The organism is Streptomyces sp. NBC_00996 (assembly GCF_045162675.1).
GTDB lineage: Bacteria > Actinomycetota > Actinomycetes > Streptomycetales > Streptomycetaceae > Streptomyces.
Map to the genome: position 1 here is coordinate 5,224,670 of NZ_CP108723.1, position 21,582 is coordinate 5,246,251.

Here is a 21,582-nt window from a genome sequence, read left to right on the forward strand (position 1 = left end):
CCGGGTCCGGGCCCGACGTACACACGATGAAGGCCCCGCCCGTTCCCCGGGCGGGGCCTTCATCGTCGTACGACTGCCGAGTGCTACGCGAGCAGCGCCGGGATCGTGCCCTCGTGCGCCGTCCGGAGCTCGTCCAGCGAAAGCGCGAACTCGCCCTGGACGTCGACCGTGTCACCGTCCACGACGCCGATGCGGGTGACGGGCAGACCCCGCGCACCGCACATGTCGTTGAAGCGGAGCTCCTCCGAACGCGGGACGGCGACGACCGCGCGGCCCGCCGACTCCGAGAAGAGGAAGGTGAAGGCGTCGAGACCATCGGGGACGATCAGCCGCGCGCCCTTGCCGCCGAGCAGCGCCGACTCGACCACGGCCTGGATCAGACCGCCGTCGGACAGGTCGTGCGCGGAGTCGATCATGCCGTCGCGGGAGGCCGAGATGAGGATCTCGGCGAGCAGCCGCTCGCGCTCCAGGTCGACATGCGGCGGCAGACCGCCGAGGTGGTCGTGGACGACCTGCGACCAGGCCGAACCCCCGAACTCCTCACGGGTGTCGCCGAGGAGGTAGAGCAGCTGCCCGTCCTCCTGGAAGGCGACGGGCGTGCGACGGGCGACGTCGTCGATGACGCCCAGCACGGCCACGACCGGGGTCGGGTGGATGGCGGCCTCGCCCGTCTGGTTGTAGAGCGAGACGTTGCCGCCGGTCACCGGGGTGCCCAGCTGCTGGCAGGCGTCGGCGAGACCGCGGATGGCCTCGGCGAACTGCCACATGACGGCCGGGTCCTCGGGCGAGCCGAAGTTCAGGCAGTCGGAGACGGCGAGCGGCTTGGCACCGGTCGTCGCCACGTTGCGGTACGCCTCGGCGAGCGCCAGCTGCGCACCCGCGTACGGGTCGAGCTTGGCGTAGCGGCCGTTGCCGTCCGTGGCGATGGCGACGCCGAGTCCGGTCTCCTCGTCGATGCGGATCATGCCCGAGTCCTCGGGCTGCGCCAGCACCGTGTTGCCCTGCACGAAGTGGTCGTACTGGGAGGTGATCCAGGACTTGGAGGCCTGGTTCGGGGAGGAGACCAGCTTGAGGACCTGGTCCTTCAGCTCCTCCGAAGTCGCCGGCCGCGGAAGCTTGTTGGCGTCGTCCGCCTGGAGGGCGTCCTGCCAGGAGGGGCGAGCGTACGGGCGGTCGTACACGGGGCCCTCGTGCGCCACCGTCCGCGGGTCGACGTCGACGATCTTGCCGCCGTGCCAGTAGATCTCCAGGCGGTCTCCGTCCGTCACCTCACCGATGACGGTGGCGATGACGTCCCACTTCTCGCAGATCTCCAGAAAGCGGTCGACCTTCGCCGGCTCGACGACCGCGCACATGCGCTCCTGCGACTCGCTCATGAGGATTTCCTCGGGCGAGAGCGTGGAGTCGCGCAGCGGCACGTCGTCGAGGGTGACGCGCATGCCGCCGGAGCCGTTGGAAGCCAGCTCGGACGTGGCGCACGACAGTCCTGCCGCGCCGAGGTCCTGGATGCCGACGACCAGCTTCTCCTTGAAGGCCTCCAGGGTGCACTCGATGAGCAGCTTCTCCTGGAAGGGGTCGCCGACCTGGACGGCCGGACGCTTCGACGGCTTGGCGTCGTCGAAGGTCTCGGAGGCGAGGATCGAGGCGCCGCCGATGCCGTCGCCGCCCGTGCGGGCGCCGTACAGGACGACCTTGTTACCGGTGCCGGACGCCTTCGCGAGGTGGATGTCCTCGTGCCGCATGACGCCGATGGCGCCGGCGTTGACGAGCGGGTTGCCCTGGTAGCAGGCGTCGAAGACCACCTCGCCGCCGATGTTCGGCAGGCCCAGGCAGTTGCCGTAGCCGCCGATACCGGCGACGACACCGGGCAGGACGCGCTTGGTGTCGGGGTGGTCGGCGGCGCCGAACCGCAGCGGGTCGACGACGGCGACCGGGCGGGCGCCCATCGCGATGATGTCGCGCACGATGCCGCCGACACCGGTGGCCGCGCCCTGGTAGGGCTCGACGTACGACGGGTGGTTGTGCGACTCGACCTTGAAGGTGACGGCGTAGCCGTGGCCGACGTCGACGACACCGGCGTTCTCACCGATGCCGACGAGGAGGGCGTCGGACTGCGGGGCCTTCTCGCCGAACTGGCGCAGGTGCACCTTCGAGGACTTGTAACTGCAGTGCTCGGACCACATGACGGAGTACATGGCGAGCTCGGCACCGGTGGGCCGGCGGCCGAGGATCTCCACGACCCGCTCGTACTCGTCCTTCTTCAGGCCGAGTTCGGCCCAGGGCAGCTCGACGTCGGGGGTCGCGGCCGCGTTCTCGACGGTGTCCAGAGGCGTGCGGCTCATGCGTTGACCAGCTTCTTGAGGATCGAGGTGAAGAAGGGGAGGCCGTCGGTGCGGCCGGTCCCGACGAGGGGCTCGACGGCGTGCTCGGGGTGCGGCATGAGACCGACCACGTTCCCGGCCTCGTTGGTGATGCCCGCGATGTCCCGGAGGGAGCCGTTGGGGTTGAAGTCGAGGTAACGGAAGGCGACCCGGCCCTCCGCCTCCAGCATGTCGAGGGTGTGCTCGTCGGCGACGTACCGCCCGTCCATGTTCTTCAGCGGGATGTGGATCTCCTGACCCGACTCGTAGTCGGTCGTCCAGGAGGTCTCCGCGTTCTCCACCCGCAGCTTCTGGTCGCGGCAGATGAAGTGGAGGTGGTTGTTGCCGAGCATCGCGCCGGGGAGGAGGTGCGCCTCGGTGAGAACCTGGAAGCCGTTGCAGATACCGAGGACCGGCATTCCGGACTTCGCCTGCTCGATGACGGTCTCCATCACGGGCGAGAAGCGCGAGATGGCACCGGCACGGAGATAGTCACCGTATGAGAAACCGCCGGGGAGCACCACGGCGTCGACCTGCTTGAGGTCCTTGTCCTTGTGCCAGAGAGCGACAGGTTCGGCACCGGCGAGCTTGATCGCGCGCTGTGTGTCGCGGTCGTCGAGGCTGCCGGGAAAGGTGACGACTCCAATACGAGCGGTCACTTTCCCGCCTCCGCGACTTCCTCGACCTTGACGGTGAAGTCCTCGATCACGGTGTTGGCGAGGAAGGATTCCGCGAGTTCGTGGATGCGGGCGAGAGCGGCGTCGTCCACCGGTCCGTCCACTTCCAGTTCGAATCGCTTTCCCTGACGTACGTCGGAGACACCTTCGAAACCGAGGCGCGGCAGTGCACGCTGCACCGCCTGGCCCTGGGGGTCGAGGATCTCCGGCTTGAGCATGACGTCGACTACGACGCGTGCCACTGGCACTCCCGGTGTGTGGTGCTGAGCAGGTCCCTTCAGACTACCTGCACAAAATTTCTACTCGCGTAGATTCGTAGAATCCTACGTGAGCCCGATCACGATCCCGCATCGACGCGGGGGCCTGCACGGAAAATCCTGGGAAAAACCGCAGAAGAGCGGCAGGACCCCATTGCCTTCGGACACGCGGAAGGATTTAGTCGGGCTTCACAATGCATTGCCGGGCACTGTACAAATGAATTGGCAATAGCCGATACTTTGCCCAATAACAGCCGGACAGTCGACATCTCCCCGACAACTCCGTGACGTCCGCGCACGTCATGACTTGATCGCAGAGGTGTCGCACGAAGGGACCGATATTCGTGGCGCAGCGTGTCGTGGTCACTCTCTTTGACGACATCGACGGCTCAGAAGCGGCGGAGACGATCGCCTTCGGACTGGACGGCAAGTCGTACGAGATCGACCTCAATCCAGCCAATGCCAAGAAACTGCGTAAGGCGCTCGCGCCCTACGTCGAGGCCGGCCGCAAGCAGTCGAAGTCCGGGAAGGCGTACACGCACACCGCGCTGACGCCCGACCCGGCCGCCGTCCGCGCCTGGGCCCGCTCCAACAAGATGGACGTGCCGCCGCGGGGCCGCATCCCCAAGAAGGTGTACGAGGCGTTCGCCGAGTCGCACTGAGCCCCGGGTCCTCCGGGGGCGCTCGCGAGGACCCCTCATCGGGCCCTGGGAACAACCGACTTGCGCTGACCCCCCGCTGATCAGCTAGAGTCTGGAGCACGCCGAGGGGCAAGGCCGAAAAAGCCGGAGCTCACGGAGTCGCGCGGGTGTAGTTCAGTAGCAGAACATCCCCCTTCCAGGGGGAAGGCGCAGTGTGCAATTCCTGTCACCCGCTCCGCATCGCTTACCGACCACTGTTGTGGATCAGGTAGGCTGGTGCTCGCGCCGATCGGTGAGAGCCGGTCGGAGGCAATGCGGACGTAGCTCAGTTGGTAGAGCGCAACCTTGCCAAGGTTGAGGTCGCGAGTTCGAGCCTCGTCGTCCGCTCCAGCATGAAGGCCCCAGTCAATGACTGGGGCTTTTTGCTGTGCCCTTCTCCTTCTTCCTACGCCCTCTGTCGATCTCCGTACGTGTTCCGCCCCATCTGCGTACGTGTTCCGCCGATCTCCGTAGGTCTCTCGCCGATCTCGGTACGCCTCCCGCCCATCTGACATTTGTCATGCGGAGTGATGACACCGCGCACTGCTGCCGGGTCCTGTCCGCGGGGACGCTGATTTCATGAACACGAACGAGCACGATGACGTGATCGAGGTCACTGATCTGCGGCGTGTGTACGGGGAAGATTTCGAGGCGGTTCGCGGAGTCACCTTCTCCGTGGGCCGCGGAGAGCTCTTCGCCCTGCTGGGCACGAACGGCGCGGGCAAGACGTCCACCGTCGAACTGCTGGAGGGCCTCGCGCCCCCGGCCGGCGGACGGGTGCGGGTCTTCGGGCGCGATCCCTATGCGGAGCGGGCGGCCGTGCGGCCCCGGATCGGTGTGATGCTGCAGGAGGGCGGCTTCCCCTCCGAGCTGACCGTCGCCGAGACCGTACGGATGTGGGCGGGCTGCACGAGCGGGGCACGCCCCACGGCAGAGGCCCTGGACCTGGTCGGCCTCGCGCGGCGGTCCGAGGTACGGGTGAAGCAGTTGTCCGGGGGCGAGAAACGGCGGCTGGACCTGGCACTCGCGCTGCTCGGCCGCCCCGAGGTCCTCTTCCTCGACGAACCGACGACCGGACTCGACGCCGAAGGACGCCGGAGCACCTGGGAGTTGGTGCGCGAGCTGCGCGACGGCGGCACGACGGTGCTGCTGACCACCCACTACCTGGAAGAGGCGGAGGAGCTGGCGGACCGTCTCGCGATCCTCCACGAAGGGCACATCGCGGCCTCCGGCACCCCCGCCGAGGTGACCGCCTCCCAGCCGTCCCGGATCTCCTTCGAACTGCCCGACGGCTACTTCCTCGGAGACCTGCCGCCGCTCGCCGAACTCGGCGTGATGGACCACGAGACGGCGGGCCGCGTCATCAAGCTGCGCACCGGTGAGCTGCAGCGGACGGCCACCGCACTGCTGCTGTGGGCCGATGGGGCGCGCATCGAGCTGCGGGGGCTCGATGTGCGGTCGGCCTCGCTGGAGGAGGCGTTCCTGCGGATAGTCCGGGAGACGGCGGCGCACGGCACGGGGGTACGCGAGAAGGAGACGGCGGCATGAGCGGAACGACAGTCACGACGGGCATGGGTACGGGTACGAGCAGGGGTACGACCACGACCGTGGGACGGATGGCCGCCCTGGCACGCGCCGAACTGACCCTGCTGGGGCGCGCGAAGGCGACGCTCGCCGCCGCCGTGTTCGTACCGCTGACCTTGCCGTTCAGCCTCCGCTCGACGGTCGACCAGATGGACCTGAAGGGCGCCGGGCTCTCGGTCGGCTCGGTCGTCCTGCCGTCCTCCGTCGGCCTCTCACTTCTCTTCGCGGTCTACAGCTCGCTGGTGAGCGTGTACGCGGCACGCCGCGAGGAGCTCGTCCTCAAGCGGCTGCGCACCGGGGAGCTGCGGGACGCGGAGATCCTCGCGGGCGCGGCGCTGCCATCGGTCGCGATCGGCCTGGTGCAGTGCCTGCTCCTGACGGTCGCCTGCGCCGCACTCCTGGACATCGGGGCGCCCCAAGCTCCCCACTTCGCCGTCCTGGGGCTGTTGTTGGGCCTGGCGATGTGGCCCCCGCTCGCCGCGGTCACCGCGAACTTCAGCAAGAGCGTGGAGGGAGCCCAGGTCGCCGCCATGCCCCTGGTGCTGCTCTCCCTGCTCGGCTCGGGCACGTTCTTCCCTCTTGAGGTGATGCCCGACGGGCTGGCCTCGGCCTGCGAACTACTGCCCCTCACCCCGGTGATCACCCTGATACGCGGCGGCTGGACCGGCGACCTCTCCGCGCACGAGGCCCTCGGCGCCCTCGCGACGGCGGTGGCCTGGATCGTGCTCGCGGTGTTTGCTGTACGGCGGAGGTTCCGCTGGGAACCGCGGCGGTGACCACGGATGCGGGGGTGGGCATGAGCAGGCCGGGTGGCTGGTGGCGGGGCAAGAGCACACCGGCGAAGGTCGAGACGTACACGCGGTGGTCGTTCCACTTCTTCGCCGTGATCGAGGTCGTGTCGATCGGACTGCCTGTTTTCGGGACCGTGTCGCCGGCCCTGTCCTGGATGCTGTTCCTGCTGGTGTGCGGACACGCCATCCTCTGCGCGGTGACTGCCTCGCGGGCGCTGGACTGGGCGCGGGGAACCCGGGAGCAGCCCGGGCGCATGTTGATCGCGCTGGCCGTGGGCACCGCCGTCGTCGCCGTCGTGGCGGTCGTCCTCTCGGGCACCGAATGGCGCCCGGCGAGCGATGCCGAGGTCCGCTTGGCCGCCTCGCTGTTCGTCGGCGTCATAGCGTTCGGCACGGGCACGCTCGCCCTCGGGACGCGCAACGTTCGAAGGATGACGCACGCGGTGGTCGGTGCGGCCGCGGGTGCCGGAGCGGTGTCGTTTCCACTGGGCTTCCCGGGCCCCTCCGCGCTGATCACAGCCGGTGTCGTCATGCTGGCCGCCGGGTTCCTCACCTTCACCGCAGCCTTCTCCGTCTGGCTGCTCAACGCCGTCTACGAACTCGACGAGGCCCGCGAGACCCGCGCCCGCCTCGCCGTCGCCGAGGAACGGCTGCGCTTCGGGCGCGATCTGCACGACGTGATGGGCCGCAATCTGGCGGTGATCGCCCTCAAGAGCGAGCTCGCCGTGCAGTTGGCCCGGCGCGGGCGACCGGAAGCCGAGGACCAGATGGTCGAGGTTCAGCGGATAGCCCGGGAGTCACAGCGGGAGGTGCGCGAGGTCGTACGCGGCTACCGCGAGGCCGACCTCGGCAGCGAACTCGCAGGCTCCCAGAGCGTGTTGACGGCCGCCGGTATCGAATGCGAGGTCACGGGCTCGGCAACGGCACTGCCCACCCAGGTCCAGTCGGCGCTCGGCTGGGTCGTACGGGAGGCGACGACGAACGTGCTGAGGCACGGGGACGCGGAGAAGTGTGCGGTGTCCTTGCGGGTGGCGGAGGGCCGGGTCACCCTCACCGTCGAGAACGACGGGGCGCCCGGCTCGGGGTCCGCCGTCGAGCCGGGGAGGGGGTCCGGGCTCGCGGGACTGCGGGAGCGGCTCACAGAGGTGGAGGGGGTGCTGCAGGCCGGGCCTGCCGAAGAGGGTGTCTTCCGCTTGACGGCGGAGGTGCCGCTGCCGATGCGGCCGGGGCCGGTGGCGGATTCGGGGTTGGGTTCGCGGGCGAGTTCGGGGTCGAGGCCGACGGCGGATTCGGGGGCGAGGCCGGGTTCGGGGGCGAGGCCGGGTTCGGGGGCGAGGTCGGGTTCGGGGGCGAGGTCGGGTTCGGGGGCGAGGTCGGGTTCGGGGGCGAGGTCGGGTTCGGGGGCGAGGTCGGGTTCGGGGCCGGGGCCGACGGCGGATTCGGGGGCAAGGCCGGGTTCGGGGGCGAGGCCGGGTTCGGGGGCGAGGCCGGGTTCGGGGGCGAGGTCGGGTTCGGGGCCGGGGCCGACGGCGGATTCGGGGGCAAGGCCGGGTTCGAGGCCGGGGCCTACGGCGGATTCGGGGGCGAGGTCGGGTTCGGGGTCGAGGCCGACGGCGGATTCGAGGTCGGGGCCCGGTTCGGTCGAGGATCCGGCTTCGGAAGCAGGGCCGCTTCCGCTGTCCGGTGCACATCCAGTGAGCGAGGTCACCCCGTGACGTCTGTACCGTCCGACTCTCCCATCACGTCCGCACCGGACGCCCCTTCCACCCCACCCGTGCGTCTGCTGCTCGCCGACGACGAGCATCTGATCCGGGGAGCGCTCGCCGCGCTGCTCGCCCTGGAGGACGACCTGGTCGTGGTGGCCGAGGCGGCGACCGGGCCGGAGGCGCTGGCGATGGCGCGGGCGCACGAGCCCGATGTCGCCGTCCTGGATCTGCAGATGCCGGGGGCGGACGGTGTGAGGGTAGCCACATCGCTGCGGGCCGAACTGCCGGACTGTCAGGTGCTGATCGTGACGAGTCACGGGCGGCCGGGGCATCTGAAGCGGGCGCTTGCGGCAGGTGTGCGTGGGTTCGTCCCGAAGACGGTGAGCGCACAGCGGCTCGCGGAGATCATTCGTACGGTGCATGCGGGAAACCGTTATGTGGACCCGGAGTTGGCCGCCGACGCGATCTCCGCCGGGGACTCGCCGCTCACGGCGCGCGAGGCCGAGTTGCTCGAATTCGCCGCCGACGGAGCGCCCGTCGCGGAGATCGCCGAGCGGGCCGCGCTGTCCCAGGGGACCGTACGGAACTATCTGTCGTCGGCCGCTTCCAAGCTCGGGGCGGAGAACCGTCACGCGGCGGTGCGACTCGCGCGCGAGCGAGGTTGGGTATAGTTGCTCTCGCGCCACGGCGCAGTGCGGACGTAGCTCAGTTGGTAGAGCGCAACCTTGCCAAGGTTGAGGTCGCGAGTTCGAGCCTCGTCGTCCGCTCCGCAGAAGAAGCCTCCGACCTCAGGTCGGGGGCTTCTTCGTGTGTTCGGGGCCCCTTCGCGCGCTCGGGGATTCCGCGTGTGCTCGGGGATTCCGCGTGTGCTCGGGGATTCCGCGTGTGCTCGGGGATTCCGCGTGTGCTCGGGCCCGGCTGGTCGCCGGGCCCGGTGGGGGTTACGACCAGCTCGTGCCGGTCAGGCGCTCGTACGCCTCGATGTACTTGGCGCGGGTCGCCTCGACGATGTGCGGGGGCAGCGCAGGCGGCGGCTGCTCGCTCTTGCGGTCCCAGCCGGACTCGGGGGAGGTCAGCCAGTCGCGGACGTACTGCTTGTCGAAGGACGGCTGGGGGTGACCCGGCTCCCACTCGTCGGCGGGCCAGAAGCGGGAGGAGTCCGGGGTCAGCACCTCGTCGGCGAGGACGAGCGTCTCGCCGTCGTAGCCGAACTCGAACTTGGTGTCCGCGAGGAGGATCCCCCGCTCGCGCGCGATGTCGCGGGCGCGGTTGTAGACGGCGAGGGTCGTCTGGCGCAGCTGGGCCGCGGTCTCGGCGCCGACCTGGCGGGCGACCTCCTCGTACGACACGTTCTCGTCGTGCTCGCCGACGGCGGCCTTGGTGGCGGGGGTGAAGATCGGCGCGGGGAGTTCGGAGCCGTCGACGAGGCCCTCGGGGAGGGCGAGGCCGCAGACCGTGCGGGACTCGTTGTACTCGACCAGGCCGGAACCGGCGAGGTAGCCGCGCGCGACGCACTCGACCGGGACCATCCGCAGGGACTTGCAGATGAGGGTGCGGCCGGCCCAGTCGTCGGGGGCGCCCGGCGGGAGTTCGGTGCTCAGGACGTGGTTGGGGACCAGATCGGCGAGCTTGTCGAACCACCACTGGGAGAGCTGGGTGAGCGTGCGGCCCTTGTCGGGGATCTCGGTGGGGAGCACCCAGTCGAAGGCGGAGATGCGGTCACTGGCGACCATCACGAGGTCGCCCGCCTCGTTCTGGTACAGCTCGCGCACCTTGCCGGTGTGCAGATGCACCAGACCCGGAACCTCCAGGGGCTCGGGCTTTTCAACGAATCCGGACACGGTTCCTCCCCGTGGTTCTGTCCAATTGGCTCGATTCTCCCGTATGCGGGGAGCGGCTTTGGCCAGGGGGTGTGTGGTGACGTTCGGGACGCCCTTCGTGCGGTGCCCGGTCAGTCGCGTTTGCAGATGCGGTCGAGCAGGTTGGCCGTGGCTCGCTGGATACGGGTGTCGACGTGGCCGGGGCGGTCGAGGGCCGGGGACCACGCGAAGGTTCCGGATGCGAAGACCAGGGCGCCGGACGGCGCCCGGTAGAGCGACGTCTCCTGGTGGCGGATGGCGCCCTCGCTGTCCCGGTACGGGGAGTGGGAGAGCAGGATCCTGCCCTGGTGCTCGGGGAGCGGGGTGCGGGGAAAGTAGCGGTCGGCCTCTCCCGCGACCATGCCCTCCAGCTCGTCACCCTCGTGGGCGCCGGTCGCCTCCCACAGCCAGTGGTCGGCGTTGCGGACCACGAGAGGGTGGGGTTCGGGGACACGTCCCGCGTACTGGATGCCGATGAGTTGCTGTTCGGAGCGGTCGATTTCACGCCACAGCGCGGGCTTCCCGGGGCCTTTGCGTTTGCGGCAGGTCAGCAGTCGGTCGGCGACGCCGGACGGGGACGGGCCCAACTCCACCTGCCAGTACATCGTGTTGGCGGAGAGGAAGACGAGCGATGTGCCGTTCTCGCGGGCGAGTTCCGTGGTGCGGCGCATCTGCGTCGACCAGTACTCGTCGTGGCCCGGGAAGACGAGGCCGCGGTAGCGGGTGGGGTCGACGCGGCCGGCGTGCAGGTCGCGGGCGTCGGCGTAGGCGAGGTCGTAGCCGTAGCGCTCGGCCCAGCGGATGAAGTCATAGGCGTGGCCCACGTGGAGCGGGAGGCCCGCGCCCGCGTACGGCCGGTCGAAGGAGACCGTCGTCGCGGCGTCGGCCTCGCCGAGCAGGCGGCCGTCCTCGTCCCACGCGTGGTACAGGCTGGCGCCGGTGTGGCCGTCCTCCGGGTACAGGTTGTACGCCTGCCAGGTGATGTCCGGGAGCAGGAGGAGCAGGTCGGCGGGGTGGTTGTCGCGGATGGTGAACGGGACGTGGGAGCGGTAGCCGTCGGCGGTGGTGAGCACCGCGACGTACGCGCCGATGCTCCAGTAGGTGGGGATCTGGAGGCGCCAGGACAGCCACCAGTGGTGGCAGGAGACAGTTCGGTCGGCGGTGAGAGGCGGAGGCTGGACGATGCCGGAGAGGCGGGGGCTGGTGGTGATCTTGCTGGCACCGTCGCCTCCGTAGTGGCCGATCCGGTAGATGTCGACGCTGAATTCCTGAGGCGGGTCGACGGTGATGTGGAAGTCGATGGCCTCGCCGGGGGCGGCCGCGCCGGTGGAGGTGAACCCCTTGATCTGGCGGTGGACGTCGTCGGCGGAGCGGGGGCCTCCGACTCGGGGGTGGGGGATGGGTCGCTTGGCCGACCTGGCCCTGGTGTCGCGGTCTTCGTGCTCGTCCCGTACGAGAGTGGTGCCCCCCTGGGTGGGGTCGAGGTGATCGATGTACCAGGGGACGACGTGGCCGGTGTCGTCGAAGTAGTGCTCGTCGCCGCGGAGCCAGGGGACGGGGCCCTGGCCGAAGGGGTCCGTCACGGCGTGCGCGAGTGCGCCCGACTCCCAGCGGCGAATCTGCTCCGACCCCATGCCTGCTCCCCTCCCTTTTGCCCCCGTCGTCCTTGCAAGCCCTTGCCGTGTGCGCGATCGGTCCCAGCACATCACATTACGCACGCAGTCCGTCACCGTTCGTCGCGAATTGACGCGAGTGGAATGTTTGCCTCCGCCTTGCCGTCGGGGGGTGGGGCGGGTTTGCGTCGGTGATGGTTCCGCCTTTCCGCTGGTGGGCGGGGTTGCGCTGGTGGGCGGGGCGGTTCGCGCCGGTGGGTGGTTCCGCCTGCGGCCGGTGGGTGGGGCGGGGCCGTGCCGGCATCCCACCCGCCCGACGGAATCCCCGTTGCACTGGTCAGTCCGGGCGGTGCTGGAGGACTTTCAGCCCGTCCGGCGTTTGAGGACGAGGCCGTCAAGGCCGAAGCGGGGGCTGGGGGCGGCAGCCCCCAGGTACGGGACGGGTAGGGGCGGCGGGGGCGAAAGACTCGCTCGTGGGGCGCGGCCGGGGGTCTCAGACCAGGCGAACCGGTTTCTCGGGGCGGACGCCGAGGTGGCGGAGCCAGTCGCGGAGGGGCGCGGGGTCGCCGGTCTCGACGAGACTGAGGACGCGCGGGCCCAGGTCGGCGGCGCGTTCGCCGTCGATGAGGAGGGACGGGCCGTCGAGCCAGTCGAGGCCCGGCGCCGCCCCGGCGGTGTCCATCGCCGCGCAGCACACCATCGCCGTGACGTGGTCGGCCAGTAGCTCCCGGCCTGTGCGGGGTGGCTGAAGGGGGAAGAGAGGGAGCATCCCGTCGTCCCAGAGGGCCCGGGCGGGGTCGTGCGGCTCCGTGCCCCCGACGGGGGCGGGCGGCGGCGCCGACGCCTCCTCGCGGGCCAGCTCCGCGCTGAGACCGGCCGCCAGCGAAGCCGTCCGCTCGTTCCCGAGGCCGAGGTCCGCGTCGTCCTCGTCCTCGGTCATCCCCATCTGCGCGTACGCGTCCTCGCGGGAAGTGGCGAGGGCGGCCGAGTCCGGGTCCTCCGGCCGCGCGGACAGGTGGTCCATCACCCGCGCCAGCGTCGGCCCGTCCGAGTCACGTGCCGCCGGGTCGGTGGAGTGCCGCACGCCGAGCGCGTCCAGCACCCGGTGGAGACGGGCCGCGTCGGTGCGCCATTTGCGGTCGACGACCTCCTCCGGGTAGTCCTGCCAGTCGACCGGCGCCCAGTCCGGCCCGGACTCGGCAGGACCGCCGTGGAAAAGGCGGGCGGCGAGGAGCGAGGCCGCCTCGTCCACTGTGCCGGGCTCTTCGAGCAGGTCGCAGGCGGGGCGCTCGCCGAGGCGGGAGGCGAAGCCCTCGGCCAGGCGGTCACGGCGGGACAGCTCGGTCAGGGCCGCGACGACACCCGCGTCCAGCCGGGACGGCCAACGGCCCATCCGCCAGGCGGGCAGCGCGACCCGGGTCAGGAGCCGGTCCCATCCCGCGTACGCCAGACCCACCTGCTCCTGGGCGACGATCCGCAGGCCGTAGTCCACAGCCTGTGCACGCTCGGCCGCGGCGGCCGCCACGCCGCGTTCCATCTCGGCCGCGTGGCCCCGGCAACTGCGCAGCAGCAGGCGGGTCACCCAGCCGACCGCGCCGAGCACCGTGCGGGAGAGCGGGCCACGGGCGGGCGTCGACGTCACGGCCACGGCCGCGTCCAGGCCTCGTACGAAGCGACGGGCCGCGGCTATGTCGGGGTGCGCCGACGGGCCCGTACCGGCGACGACCGGGGCGAGGACCGCGCGCAGTTCCCCGACCCGCATCCACCACAGGAAGGGGGAGCCGATGACGAGGACCGGCGCGGAGGGGGCACGGCGGGGCTGTGTCGACAGTCCCCGTACGCCCCGCGCTCCACATATGCCTCGTACTCCCTCTATCTCGTCCCTGCCCTCGGGCGGGGGCGGGCCGTGTGCCGGGTGGGTCCGGTCCTCCAACCAGCTGTCGCAGTCGGGGGTGAGCGCTATCGCCGAGGGTGCCGGGACGTCGAGGCGGTCGGCCAGGTCGCGGACCATGCGGTAGAGGTCGGGCGCCGATTCCTCGGCGATCGGGACGGTGGGGCTCACTGCCGGCCGCGAGCGGGCCACGACGAGCGCGATGCCCGCGGCGGCGAGGAGGACGATCGCGGCGAGGACCGAGACGATCCAGCGCGTGATCCCCCAGTGCCCGCCGACGATATGGCCGGTGGAGCCGCCCACGAGCAGCACGACGGCGACGGCCGCGGGCAGCAGGGCGACGGCCAACGCCCTGCTGCGTATGCGCAGCACGGCGAGAGCCCGGGAACGCGCGGCCTGCGCGCCCACCTCCACACCCATACCGGTCACGACCGGACGTCACCCCCTACTGTCCGCCCCGCGCCGACTGTCTCGCAGCCCGCACCGACGGATGCCCTGGTGTTGCTCACTCCCCCACTGTGGCACCCATCACTGACATCGCAATGCCGGTGGGCCAAGTGCCGGAACGCTTTCGCCGCACCCTAGTTGGGGCCTCGGTCCCCGTCAGCCGGATGGGGCATCGGTCACTCGATGGAATGGCTTTGGGGAAAGGTGGATGACGGTGGGCAACGATCAGGCCCCGGTTCCGTACAGAAATCCACGCGAGGGTGCAGAAATCCGTGCGGAAACCCGGGCAGCAAGAGGCCCCGGATTCCGTGCGGAATCCGGGGCCCGGGAGCTTGCCGAGCGGCGAAGGCGCCTCGGCGGGATGAGCGGGTGCGACTGGACTGCGACTGGTCCGCGACCGGGGCTACTCCCCTGCCGCCGCCTTCGCCGCGATGTCCGTGCGGTGCTGCGAACCGTCGAGACCGATGCGGGTCACCGCCGCGTACGCACGGAGGCGGGCCTCGGTGAGATCGGTGCCGGTCGCCGTGACGGAGAGCACACGGCCGCCCGCGCTCACCACCGCGTCGCCGTCGCGCTTGGTCCCGGCGTGCAGGACGTACGCGTGGGGGGCGTCCTGGGCCGCCACCTCGTCGAGCCCGGTGATCGGGTCGCCGGTGCGCGGGGTGTCCGGGTAGTTGTACGAGGCCACGACCACCGTGACGGCGGCGTCGTCGCTCCAGCGCAGCGGCGCCAGATCGGCGAGGGTGCCGTTCGCCGAGGCCAGCAGCACGCCAGCGAGCGGGGTCTTCAGGCGGGCGAGGACTACCTGGGTCTCCGGGTCGCCGAAGCGGGCGTTGAACTCGATGACCCGTACGCCACGGCTGGTGATCGCCAGACCCGCGTAAAGAAGACCGGAAAACGGTGTGCCGCGGCGGCGCAGTTCGTCGACGGTCGGCTGGAGGACGCTCTCCACGACCTCCTCCACGAGCTTCGGGTCCGCCCACGGGAGGGGCGAGTACGCGCCCATGCCGCCGGTGTTCGGGCCCTCGTCGCCGTCCAGCGCGCGCTTGAAGTCCTGGGCGGGCTGCAGCGGGACGACGGTCTCGCCGTCCGTGATCGCGAAGAGCGAGACCTCGGGGCCGTCGAGGAACTCCTCGATGACGACGCGGTCGCAGGCGTTGGCGTGCGCGCGGGCCTTCTCGAGGTCGTCGGTCACGACGACGCCCTTGCCGGCCGCCAGCCCGTCGTCCTTGACGACGTACGGGGCTCCGAAGGCGTCGAGCGCCTCCTCGACCTCCTCGGGCGTCGTACAGACGTACGAGCGCGCGGTCGGGACCGCCGCACTCGCCATCACGTCCTTGGCGAAGGCCTTGGAGCCCTCCAGCTGCGCGGCCTCCTTCGAGGGGCCGAAGCAGGGGATGCCCGCCTCGCGCACGGCGTCGGCGACCCCCGCGACGAGCGGGGCCTCCGGGCCCACGATCACCAGCTCGGCGCCGAGCTCGGCAGCCAGCGCGGCCGCGGCGGCGCTGTCGAGGGCGTCGACCGCGTGCAGCTCGGCCACCTCCGCGATGCCTGCGTTCCCGGGGGCGCAGTACAGGGCGGTGACGTCGGGGTCGAGGGACAAGGAACGGCACAGGGCGTGTTCGCGGGCGCCGCTACCGATGACGAGGACCTTCACGGGGTCAGCCTAACCGCCGTGAGCGGGTGCCTTTGTGGGGGCTTCCGAAGCGGGGGGTGCTGGGCGTTGGTGGGATCCTCCGAAAAGGGGGTCACTCGTTGGAGAACTCCTCCATCACTGTCGCGCCCAGCTCGCGGACGATCAGGTCGTGGCCCGAGAGGGCGGACTCGTCGAGGTCGGGGTCGTCGTCCTCGGGGATGTCGTCCTCGGGGGCGACCGGGGGCGGTTCGGGGGCCGGAGGAGGGGTCGGTGCCGTGGCGGGCGCGGCCGGGGCGTGGCCCGCGGACGGGCCGCCCTGGGGAGTCGCGGGGCGCGACGCCTGGACCGGCGGCTGCTGGGGCGCGGGGCGGGGGGCGGCCGGGGCCGCGCCGTAACCACCGCCGCCGAACCCTGAGCCGGCAGGACCCGCCGGTGCGGAGCCGCCCGGACCGCCCGAACCGCCCGAACCGCCCGAGGCGTCGACGATCGCCTCGATCTTCCACTGGACGTTGAACTGCTCGGACAGCGCCTGCCGCAGGACCTCCTCGCTGCCGCTGCTCGCGAAGTTGTCCCGCGCGCCCGCGTTGACGAAGCCGATCTGCAGGGTCGTACCGTCGAAGCCGGTCACCTGCGCGTTCTGGCTGAGCAGGATCCAGGTGAACCGGCGGCGGTTCTTCACCGCCTCCAGAATGTTCGGCCACAGCATGCGGGGGTCGGGGCCGCCAGGGGCCTGCGCCGTGGCAGGGGCGGGTGCGGCCGCGGCAGGAGTGGCAGCGTGCGTGGGCGCCGGAGCGGGAGCCGACGGTGCCGGAGGCTGCCCCCCACCCGCTGGGGCCGCCGTCGGCCACCCTCCGGGACGCCGGCCACTGCCCGCGGCCGTGGCGGTGGGCCAGGCACCGGGCGCGGCCTCCGCCGGAGCGCCGGCCGGGGGCGAAGCAGCCGGCGCCTGCGGTTGCGCGGCCACGGGAGGGGCCACCGGGGCAGCAGGGGGCGCGCCGACCGCAGGCGTCGCGGGCACCGCAGGAACCGCGGGCACCGCCGGCTCGGGAGCCGCTCCCACGCCCTGCGGGGCCCCGGCGCCGGAACCGCCTCCCCCAGGTCCAGCCCCCCGCACCGCCGCACGAGCCGCCGCGGGTCCGCTTCCCGGAGGCACGGCCTGGCCTGTCGGCACGGGCGCCGCACCGTGCACCTCGGGCCCGGGCACGTACCCCATGACAGGGCCGCCCCCGCCACCGGAGAAGTTCACCCCGCGCTCGATGCGGTCCAGCCGGGCCATGACGGACCGCTCGTCCCCGTAGGCGGCGGGCAGCATCACGCGCGCGCAGATGAGTTCGAGCTGGAGCCGCGGCGAGGTGGCGCCGCGCATCTCCGTCAGCCCCTCGTTGACGAGGTCGGCGGCGCGGCTCAGCTCGGCGGCGCCGAAGACCCCGGCCTGGGCCTGCATCCGCTCCACCACATCGGCCGGAGCGTCGATGAGCCCCTTCTCCGCGGCATCGGGCACGGCGGCCAGAATGACGAGATCCCGCAGCCGCTCCAGCAGGTCGGCGACGAACCGCCGGGGGTCGTTACCCCCTTCGATGACCCGGTCCACGACCTCGAAGGCCGCGGCGCCGTCACCGGAGGCGAAGGCCTCGACGACGGAATCCAGCAACGACCCGTCCGTGTACCCGAGCAGCGAGGTCGCCATGGCATACGTCACACCGGCCTCGGCCGCCCCCGCGAGCAGCTGATCCATGACGGACATGGAGTCACGCACGGACCCCGCGCCGGCCCGAACGACCAGCGGCAGCACCCCGTCCTCGACCGGAATGCCCTCACGCCCACAGACCTCGCCCAGGTACTCCCGAAGAGTCCCCGGCGGCACGAGCCGGAACGGATAGTGATGTGTACGCGATCGAATCGTCCCGATGACCTTCTCGGGCTCGGTGGTGGCGAAGATGAACTTGAGGTGCTCCGGCGGCTCCTCGACGACCTTCAGCAGCGCGTTGAAGCCGGCCGACGTCACCATGTGGGCCTCGTCGATGATGTAGATCTTGTACCGACTGCTCGCCGGCCCGAAGAAGGCCTTTTCCCGCAGGTCACGGGCATCGTCGACACCACCGTGCGAAGCGGCGTCGATCTCGATGACGTCGATGGACCCCGGACCGTTGCGCGCGAGATCGCGGCACGACTGGCACTCCCCGCAAGGCGTCGGCGTAGGCCCCTGCTCGCAGTTCAGACACCGCGCCAGAATCCGCGCGCTGGTCGTCTTCCCGCACCCGCGCGGACCGCTGAACAGGTACGCGTGATTGACCCGGTTGTTCCGCAGCGCCTGCTGCAACGGGTCGGTGACATGCTCCTGCCCGATGACCTCGGCGAACGACTCCGGGCGATAGCGGCGGTACAGCGCGAGAGACGACACGCATACGAGGTTATAGGCGCCCACTGACAACAAGGACCGCCCGACAACGCATCCCCGGCGTCCCCGACGTCCCGGCGGATTAGATCCCCGATCCCCGATCCCCGCCCTGTCCGGCATCCCGGCGGATCGCCCCCCGAGATCGCGGCGGATCGCATCCCCGCCGTCCCCGCAAACGCAAGCGCCCCCCACGCACCCGCCAGAGCCAACCTACCCTTGCTGCCTTCCGGCCCTGGGGGAGTTCAGTCAGATAGCGCCACGTGAGGGGCTCTGCACAGAGTACAGGATCTGGGCAGGGGGAACGAGTTCGCGAGCACTCCTCAACGTCTTGTATTGTTTGCGGCGGAGGATTCGCCTAGAGGCCTAGGGCGCACGCTTGGAAAGCGTGTTGGGGGCAACCCCTCACGAGTTCGAATCTCGTATCCTCCGCCAGTGCCTCACCGGGCACGATGTCGAAGGGCCCCACCGTTCGCGGTGGGGCCCTTCGTCGTTGTCCGTCTCAGTTTCCGTCTCAGTTGGCTCGCCGGTTGGCTTCGGGCAGAGCCCAGAGCGCGTCTCCCACTTGCTGCGCGACCTTCCGGAGCATCGGGCCGGTGATGTGCATGTACCGGGCGCGCATCCGTGCCGCTCCCCCGGGCTCCCACCCCATGATCGAGTCGATCACGACGTCAGGGACGCCGAGGATCAGCAGCACGGTCGCCGCCGTGTGGCGAGCGTCATGAAGCCGCCCGTCCCGAACGCCCGCATCCCGAAGAAGCCGCTTCCAAATGTGGAAGTCGGTGTTCGGGCTCAGCGGCCCACCGATCGGCGAGGCGAAGACGTATCCCTTGCCCTCCCAATCCGCACCGGCCGCGATCCGTTCCCTCTCCTGCACCTCCTGGTGGTGGCGGAGGATCTTGATCAGCGGGTCGGGCAGGCCGATCGTGCGCCGTCCCGCGCGGGACTTGGTGGACTTGTGCTCGCGACGGGTCTGCTCCCGCTTGGGGCAGTACCCCGCCTTCCGGCCACACGGGTTGTCCCCACAGCCGTGCGTGTATTTGGGCCGGAGTCGGTTCTTGCGGATACGGACGTACCCGGCGTCGAGGTCGACGTCCTCCCAGTGCAGCCCGAGCGCCTCACCTTGGCGGAGACCGAGTGCCAGGGCGACGACCCAGCGCGCGCTGTTGCGGAGCTTGGCCGCCTCGACAAGCAGGCTCTGCACCTCCTCGATCGTGAACGGCTCGATGTCCTCTTCTTCGAGACGCGGAGCCTTGGCGATCTCGGCCACGTTGGTCGGGACGTGCCCGCGCCGCACTGCCTCACCCAGGGCGACCCGAGCCGTCCGATGGACGTGGTGAGCGGTGCCAGCAGCGCTCCCGGAGTCCTGCATCTTCCGGTAGAAGCGCTCCAGGTGTTCGGGCTCCAGCTTGTCGAGCTTGTGAGCGCCCAAGCCGGGCACGAGGTGCACGCGTACGTCTACCTCGTACCCGTCGTACGTGTTCTCGGAGACGTACGGCTTGGCGATGTTCTCGACCCAGTGCTCAAGCCAGCTCTGCAAGGTCCAGCTCTTGCCGGGCTTCTTGAGCTTCTTGGCGTCCCGCGCCCGCTCCATCTCGCGGACAGCCCTGGTTACCTCGGTCTTTGTCTTGCGCTCGATGTGACGACGATCGGGCCTGCCGTCATCCTTCAAGCCGACCGTCACTCTGCCGTGCGGAGGAGCGGGCCACCGGCGCGGAGTCTGTGGTGAGTCTGCTGGGCGCGCCGACGCACCTCCGGGGAGTCGTTCCGGACATAGATCATGCGGTACGCGCTCCTGCTCACGAACTCGGTTTCGCCCAGGTCGTAGCCGAACTCGTAGGCGATGGCGGTGATCTGGTCGGCGTCCATGCCCTGGAGTCCCCCGAGGACGAACTCGGCACGGCCGCGTCCGTCGAAACGGCCCGTGATCTCCGCGTCTTTCACTTCGTCTCGGCCGCTTCCTCTTCTTCACCGCCGGGACCGACCCCGACGGCTCCCTCCACCTCTTCGATGGCTTCTTCGGCGAAGCGCCAGTAACCGCGGTTCCCGAGCGCCTCGGCTCGCAAGCCCTCCTCGCGGGCGATCCGGGCCGCTCGCTGCTGGGTGATGCCTCGGTACGGGCCACCGGGTGAGACGCGGATGTAGCCGCGGCGGTCGAAGGATCTGGAGCGCAGGAGCTCCCGAAGCCGCTGCTCCGCCTCGGGCGGGCCGACCGGAGGGTCTTGCCGCACGTCGGGACGTCGCGGTCCGCGATAGCGCCCGTAGTGGGCCTCGGCGTCGCCGGCCGCCCGGCCGTGCAGGCCGCTCCGCTTCCGTCGCCAGTGGCCGAGCCCCGCCGCGAGGCCCACCGTCACGGTCATCGCTGCCGACAAGGCCGCGTTCAGTGCAATGACAGTGGCCGGCCCCCACCTGCCCGACTCCCCCGGATGCCGCGTGGGGGTCGCATAGCCCTCCGGATCGGCGAACACCCGAAGGCGGTCGCCGACGGACAGGTCGCCGCAGTCGCCCAGCGAACGCTCCAGAACGGTCCCGTCGTGCACCGACCGCAGCGAACAGGACTCGCTCGACGACCTGCTCGCGGCCTTCTGTCCGACGACCGTCACTTCCATCCAGTGTCCGCGCTCGTGCAGGACGAATTGCTCATACAGGGAGGTGGAAGCAACCACCGCCCCGAGCAGGATGAAGTAGAGGCAGATCAGAGACAGGACTCCGACGCCATAGCGGCCCAGTTCCAGCATCAGCACCACCAGCCAGACCGCGACCAGCAGCACCGTATTGCGCCGTACCGCTGCGGCGGCGTCGACCGGCAGCAGCACCAGAAGGAGGGGAAAGACGGCGACGGGCATCGCGGCGCTCACGAACAGCCCGATCGCGCCCCGCCGCGACAACGCCGGGATCCGCCGGGTCAGCCACGGGCTCAACAGGTGCGGCGCCGCCGTGAAGCGATTGACCGGCCAGAGCTCGCCCGCGCGCTCCTGGAACTCCTGCTCACTCAGCCCGTCCAACTCGGCTCCTTCACTGCCGACTCCACCCAACCGAAATGCCTCACTGTTCCTTCGGCACGTCGAACGAGAAGGTGCGGGCGATGTGGGCGAGACGCGCACTGTATGCGTCCAGGTGGTAGATCGTCGGGGTGGAGATGGTCACGTAGGCGCAGTACTCGCGCGGGGCGGGAATGACCATCTGCAGCGACCCTATGGCGAGAACGGGAGGCGGCACCTTGCTGTTGCCCGCGGGGAACGTCATGGAACGCATCGAGACGGCAGTGACGGCCGGTCCGCACGGCAGCCGCGTCGCGAGCAGGAGGTCCTGCGTCCCTCTGGTCCCTTTCCCCAGTTCGTGATCCACGTCCTCGGTGGCCGTGTCCTGTGCGAAGTACTGCTGCTCCTTGGCGCGGAAGATGCCCTCGGCCGCCAGAACGGGGTTGTCGTGCCCGGTGTGCTGGACGGACACGACGAGGAATCCGGTCGAGAGGGATCCGGCGTCGGTCCCCACGCACAGCCCGGTCTCGACGGTGTTGATCCCCGCCATCATGGGAAGCACGGCACGCATCTGCTCTGCGGCGATAACGCGTGCGGGTTCCTCGCTTCCGGGCATGAGTTCTTCCAGGGCACGTGTCCATCCTCGGTCGTCGGCTGGGTCCGGCAGCTCGACGAAAGCGTGAGGGACCTCGTATTTGAAGGCGT

16 protein-coding genes, 4 tRNA genes, 1 other RNA gene and 1 pseudogene are annotated in these 21,582 nt (G+C 70.4%); 9 read left to right on the forward strand and 13 right to left on the reverse strand.

The window, feature by feature from the left end; genetic code table 11:
- Positions 1-83: 83 nt before the first annotated feature.
- From purL to purS, 3 genes are read right to left on the reverse strand one after another with little or no spacing between them, the layout of a single operon-like run.
- Positions 84-2,342, reverse strand: coding sequence for a phosphoribosylformylglycinamidine synthase subunit PurL (gene purL, locus OG390_RS24600; RefSeq protein ID WP_406171088.1), 2,259 nt, complete (start codon positions 2,340-2,342; stop codon positions 84-86).
- Positions 2,339-3,019 (reverse strand): phosphoribosylformylglycinamidine synthase subunit PurQ, encoded by a 681-nt coding sequence (gene purQ / locus OG390_RS24605; RefSeq protein ID WP_399082752.1) that lies wholly within the window; start codon positions 3,017-3,019, stop codon positions 2,339-2,341. The genes purL and purQ overlap by 4 nt, the downstream gene beginning before the upstream one ends.
- On the reverse strand, positions 3,016-3,279 hold the full coding sequence (gene purS, locus OG390_RS24610; RefSeq protein WP_005482678.1) for a phosphoribosylformylglycinamidine synthase subunit PurS: 264 nt from the start codon (positions 3,277-3,279) through the stop codon (positions 3,016-3,018). The genes purQ and purS overlap by 4 nt, the downstream gene beginning before the upstream one ends.
- A 359-nt stretch (positions 3,280-3,638) precedes the next feature.
- On the opposite strand from purS, the gene OG390_RS24615 reads away from it, so the two are divergent.
- From OG390_RS24615 to OG390_RS24650, 8 genes and pseudogenes are all read left to right on the forward strand, one after another.
- Entirely contained in the window at positions 3,639-3,956 is a 318-nt protein-coding gene (locus OG390_RS24615; RefSeq protein ID WP_399082755.1) for an Lsr2 family protein, read from the forward strand.
- Between the two features lie 142 nt (positions 3,957-4,098).
- A tRNA-Gly gene (locus tag OG390_RS24620) sits at positions 4,099-4,170 on the forward strand.
- Between the two features lie 79 nt (positions 4,171-4,249).
- Positions 4,250-4,325: transfer RNA gene (locus OG390_RS24625), tRNA-Gly, on the forward strand.
- Positions 4,326-4,553: 228 nt separating this feature from the next.
- Positions 4,554-5,522 carry an ABC transporter ATP-binding protein gene (locus tag OG390_RS24630; protein WP_406171090.1) on the forward strand — a complete coding sequence of 323 codons (969 nt, stop codon included), beginning with the start codon at positions 4,554-4,556 and terminating at the stop codon, positions 5,520-5,522.
- The gene (locus tag OG390_RS24635; RefSeq protein ID WP_406171092.1) at positions 5,519-6,334 is read left to right on the forward strand and encodes an ABC transporter permease; all 816 of its coding nucleotides are present in this window, start codon (positions 5,519-5,521) and stop codon (positions 6,332-6,334) included. Before OG390_RS24630 ends, OG390_RS24635 begins: the two co-directional genes overlap by 4 nt.
- Before the next feature lie 20 nt (positions 6,335-6,354).
- Positions 6,355-7,584: pseudogene (locus tag OG390_RS24640) on the forward strand (sensor histidine kinase); the annotation flags it as partial.
- 503 nt (positions 7,585-8,087) lie between these two features.
- Entirely contained in the window at positions 8,088-8,726 is a 639-nt protein-coding gene (locus tag OG390_RS24645; RefSeq protein ID WP_406177838.1) for a response regulator, read from the forward strand.
- 23 nt (positions 8,727-8,749) lie between these two features.
- Positions 8,750-8,822, forward strand: a tRNA-Gly gene (locus OG390_RS24650).
- Between the two features lie 174 nt (positions 8,823-8,996).
- Here OG390_RS24650 and OG390_RS24655 read toward each other — a convergent pair.
- The 6 genes from OG390_RS24655 to ffs form a co-directional block, all read right to left on the reverse strand.
- Positions 8,997-9,896 carry a phosphoribosylaminoimidazolesuccinocarboxamide synthase gene (locus OG390_RS24655; RefSeq protein WP_406171094.1) on the reverse strand — a complete coding sequence of 300 codons (900 nt, stop codon included), beginning with the start codon at positions 9,894-9,896 and terminating at the stop codon, positions 8,997-8,999.
- A 110-nt stretch (positions 9,897-10,006) separates the two neighbouring features.
- On the reverse strand, positions 10,007-11,548 hold the full coding sequence (locus tag OG390_RS24660) for a N,N-dimethylformamidase beta subunit family domain-containing protein (RefSeq protein WP_406171095.1): 1,542 nt from the start codon (positions 11,546-11,548) through the stop codon (positions 10,007-10,009).
- A gap of 472 nt (positions 11,549-12,020) precedes the next feature.
- Entirely contained in the window at positions 12,021-13,838 is a 1,818-nt protein-coding gene (locus tag OG390_RS24665) for a hypothetical protein (RefSeq protein WP_406177840.1), read from the reverse strand.
- 430 nt (positions 13,839-14,268) lie between these two features.
- On the reverse strand, positions 14,269-15,522 hold the full coding sequence (purD, locus tag OG390_RS24670) for a phosphoribosylamine--glycine ligase (RefSeq protein ID WP_406171097.1): 1,254 nt from the start codon (positions 15,520-15,522) through the stop codon (positions 14,269-14,271).
- Positions 15,523-15,613: 91 nt separating this feature from the next.
- Positions 15,614-17,902 carry a DNA polymerase III subunit gamma and tau gene (locus OG390_RS24675; protein ID WP_406171098.1) on the reverse strand — a complete coding sequence of 763 codons (2,289 nt, stop codon included), beginning with the start codon at positions 17,900-17,902 and terminating at the stop codon, positions 15,614-15,616.
- A gap of 171 nt (positions 17,903-18,073) precedes the next feature.
- Positions 18,074-18,172, reverse strand: an RNA gene (ffs, locus tag OG390_RS24680) — signal recognition particle sRNA small type.
- A gap of 71 nt (positions 18,173-18,243) precedes the next feature.
- Between ffs and OG390_RS24685 the strand changes: the two genes are divergently transcribed.
- A tRNA-Ser gene (locus OG390_RS24685) sits at positions 18,244-18,331 on the forward strand.
- A gap of 79 nt (positions 18,332-18,410) precedes the next feature.
- On the opposite strand, the gene OG390_RS24690 is transcribed toward OG390_RS24685, so the two are convergent.
- The 4 genes from OG390_RS24690 to OG390_RS24705 are packed head-to-tail and all read right to left on the reverse strand — an operon-like array spanning position 18,411 to position 21,493.
- Positions 18,411-19,580, reverse strand: a complete 1,170-nt coding sequence (locus tag OG390_RS24690) for a tyrosine-type recombinase/integrase (protein WP_406171100.1) — start codon at positions 19,578-19,580, stop codon at positions 18,411-18,413.
- Positions 19,577-19,840 (reverse strand): hypothetical protein, encoded by a 264-nt coding sequence (locus OG390_RS24695; protein ID WP_406171102.1) that lies wholly within the window; start codon positions 19,838-19,840, stop codon positions 19,577-19,579. Before OG390_RS24695 ends, OG390_RS24690 begins: the two co-directional genes overlap by 4 nt.
- Positions 19,837-20,901 carry a hypothetical protein gene (locus OG390_RS24700; protein WP_406171103.1) on the reverse strand — a complete coding sequence of 355 codons (1,065 nt, stop codon included), beginning with the start codon at positions 20,899-20,901 and terminating at the stop codon, positions 19,837-19,839. The genes OG390_RS24695 and OG390_RS24700 overlap by 4 nt, the downstream gene beginning before the upstream one ends.
- A 40-nt stretch (positions 20,902-20,941) precedes the next feature.
- Positions 20,942-21,493: a hypothetical protein gene (locus OG390_RS24705; RefSeq protein WP_406171105.1), complete on the reverse strand. Its 552-nt coding sequence runs from the start codon at positions 21,491-21,493 to the stop codon at positions 20,942-20,944.
- Between the last annotated feature and the right edge of the window lie 89 nt (positions 21,494-21,582).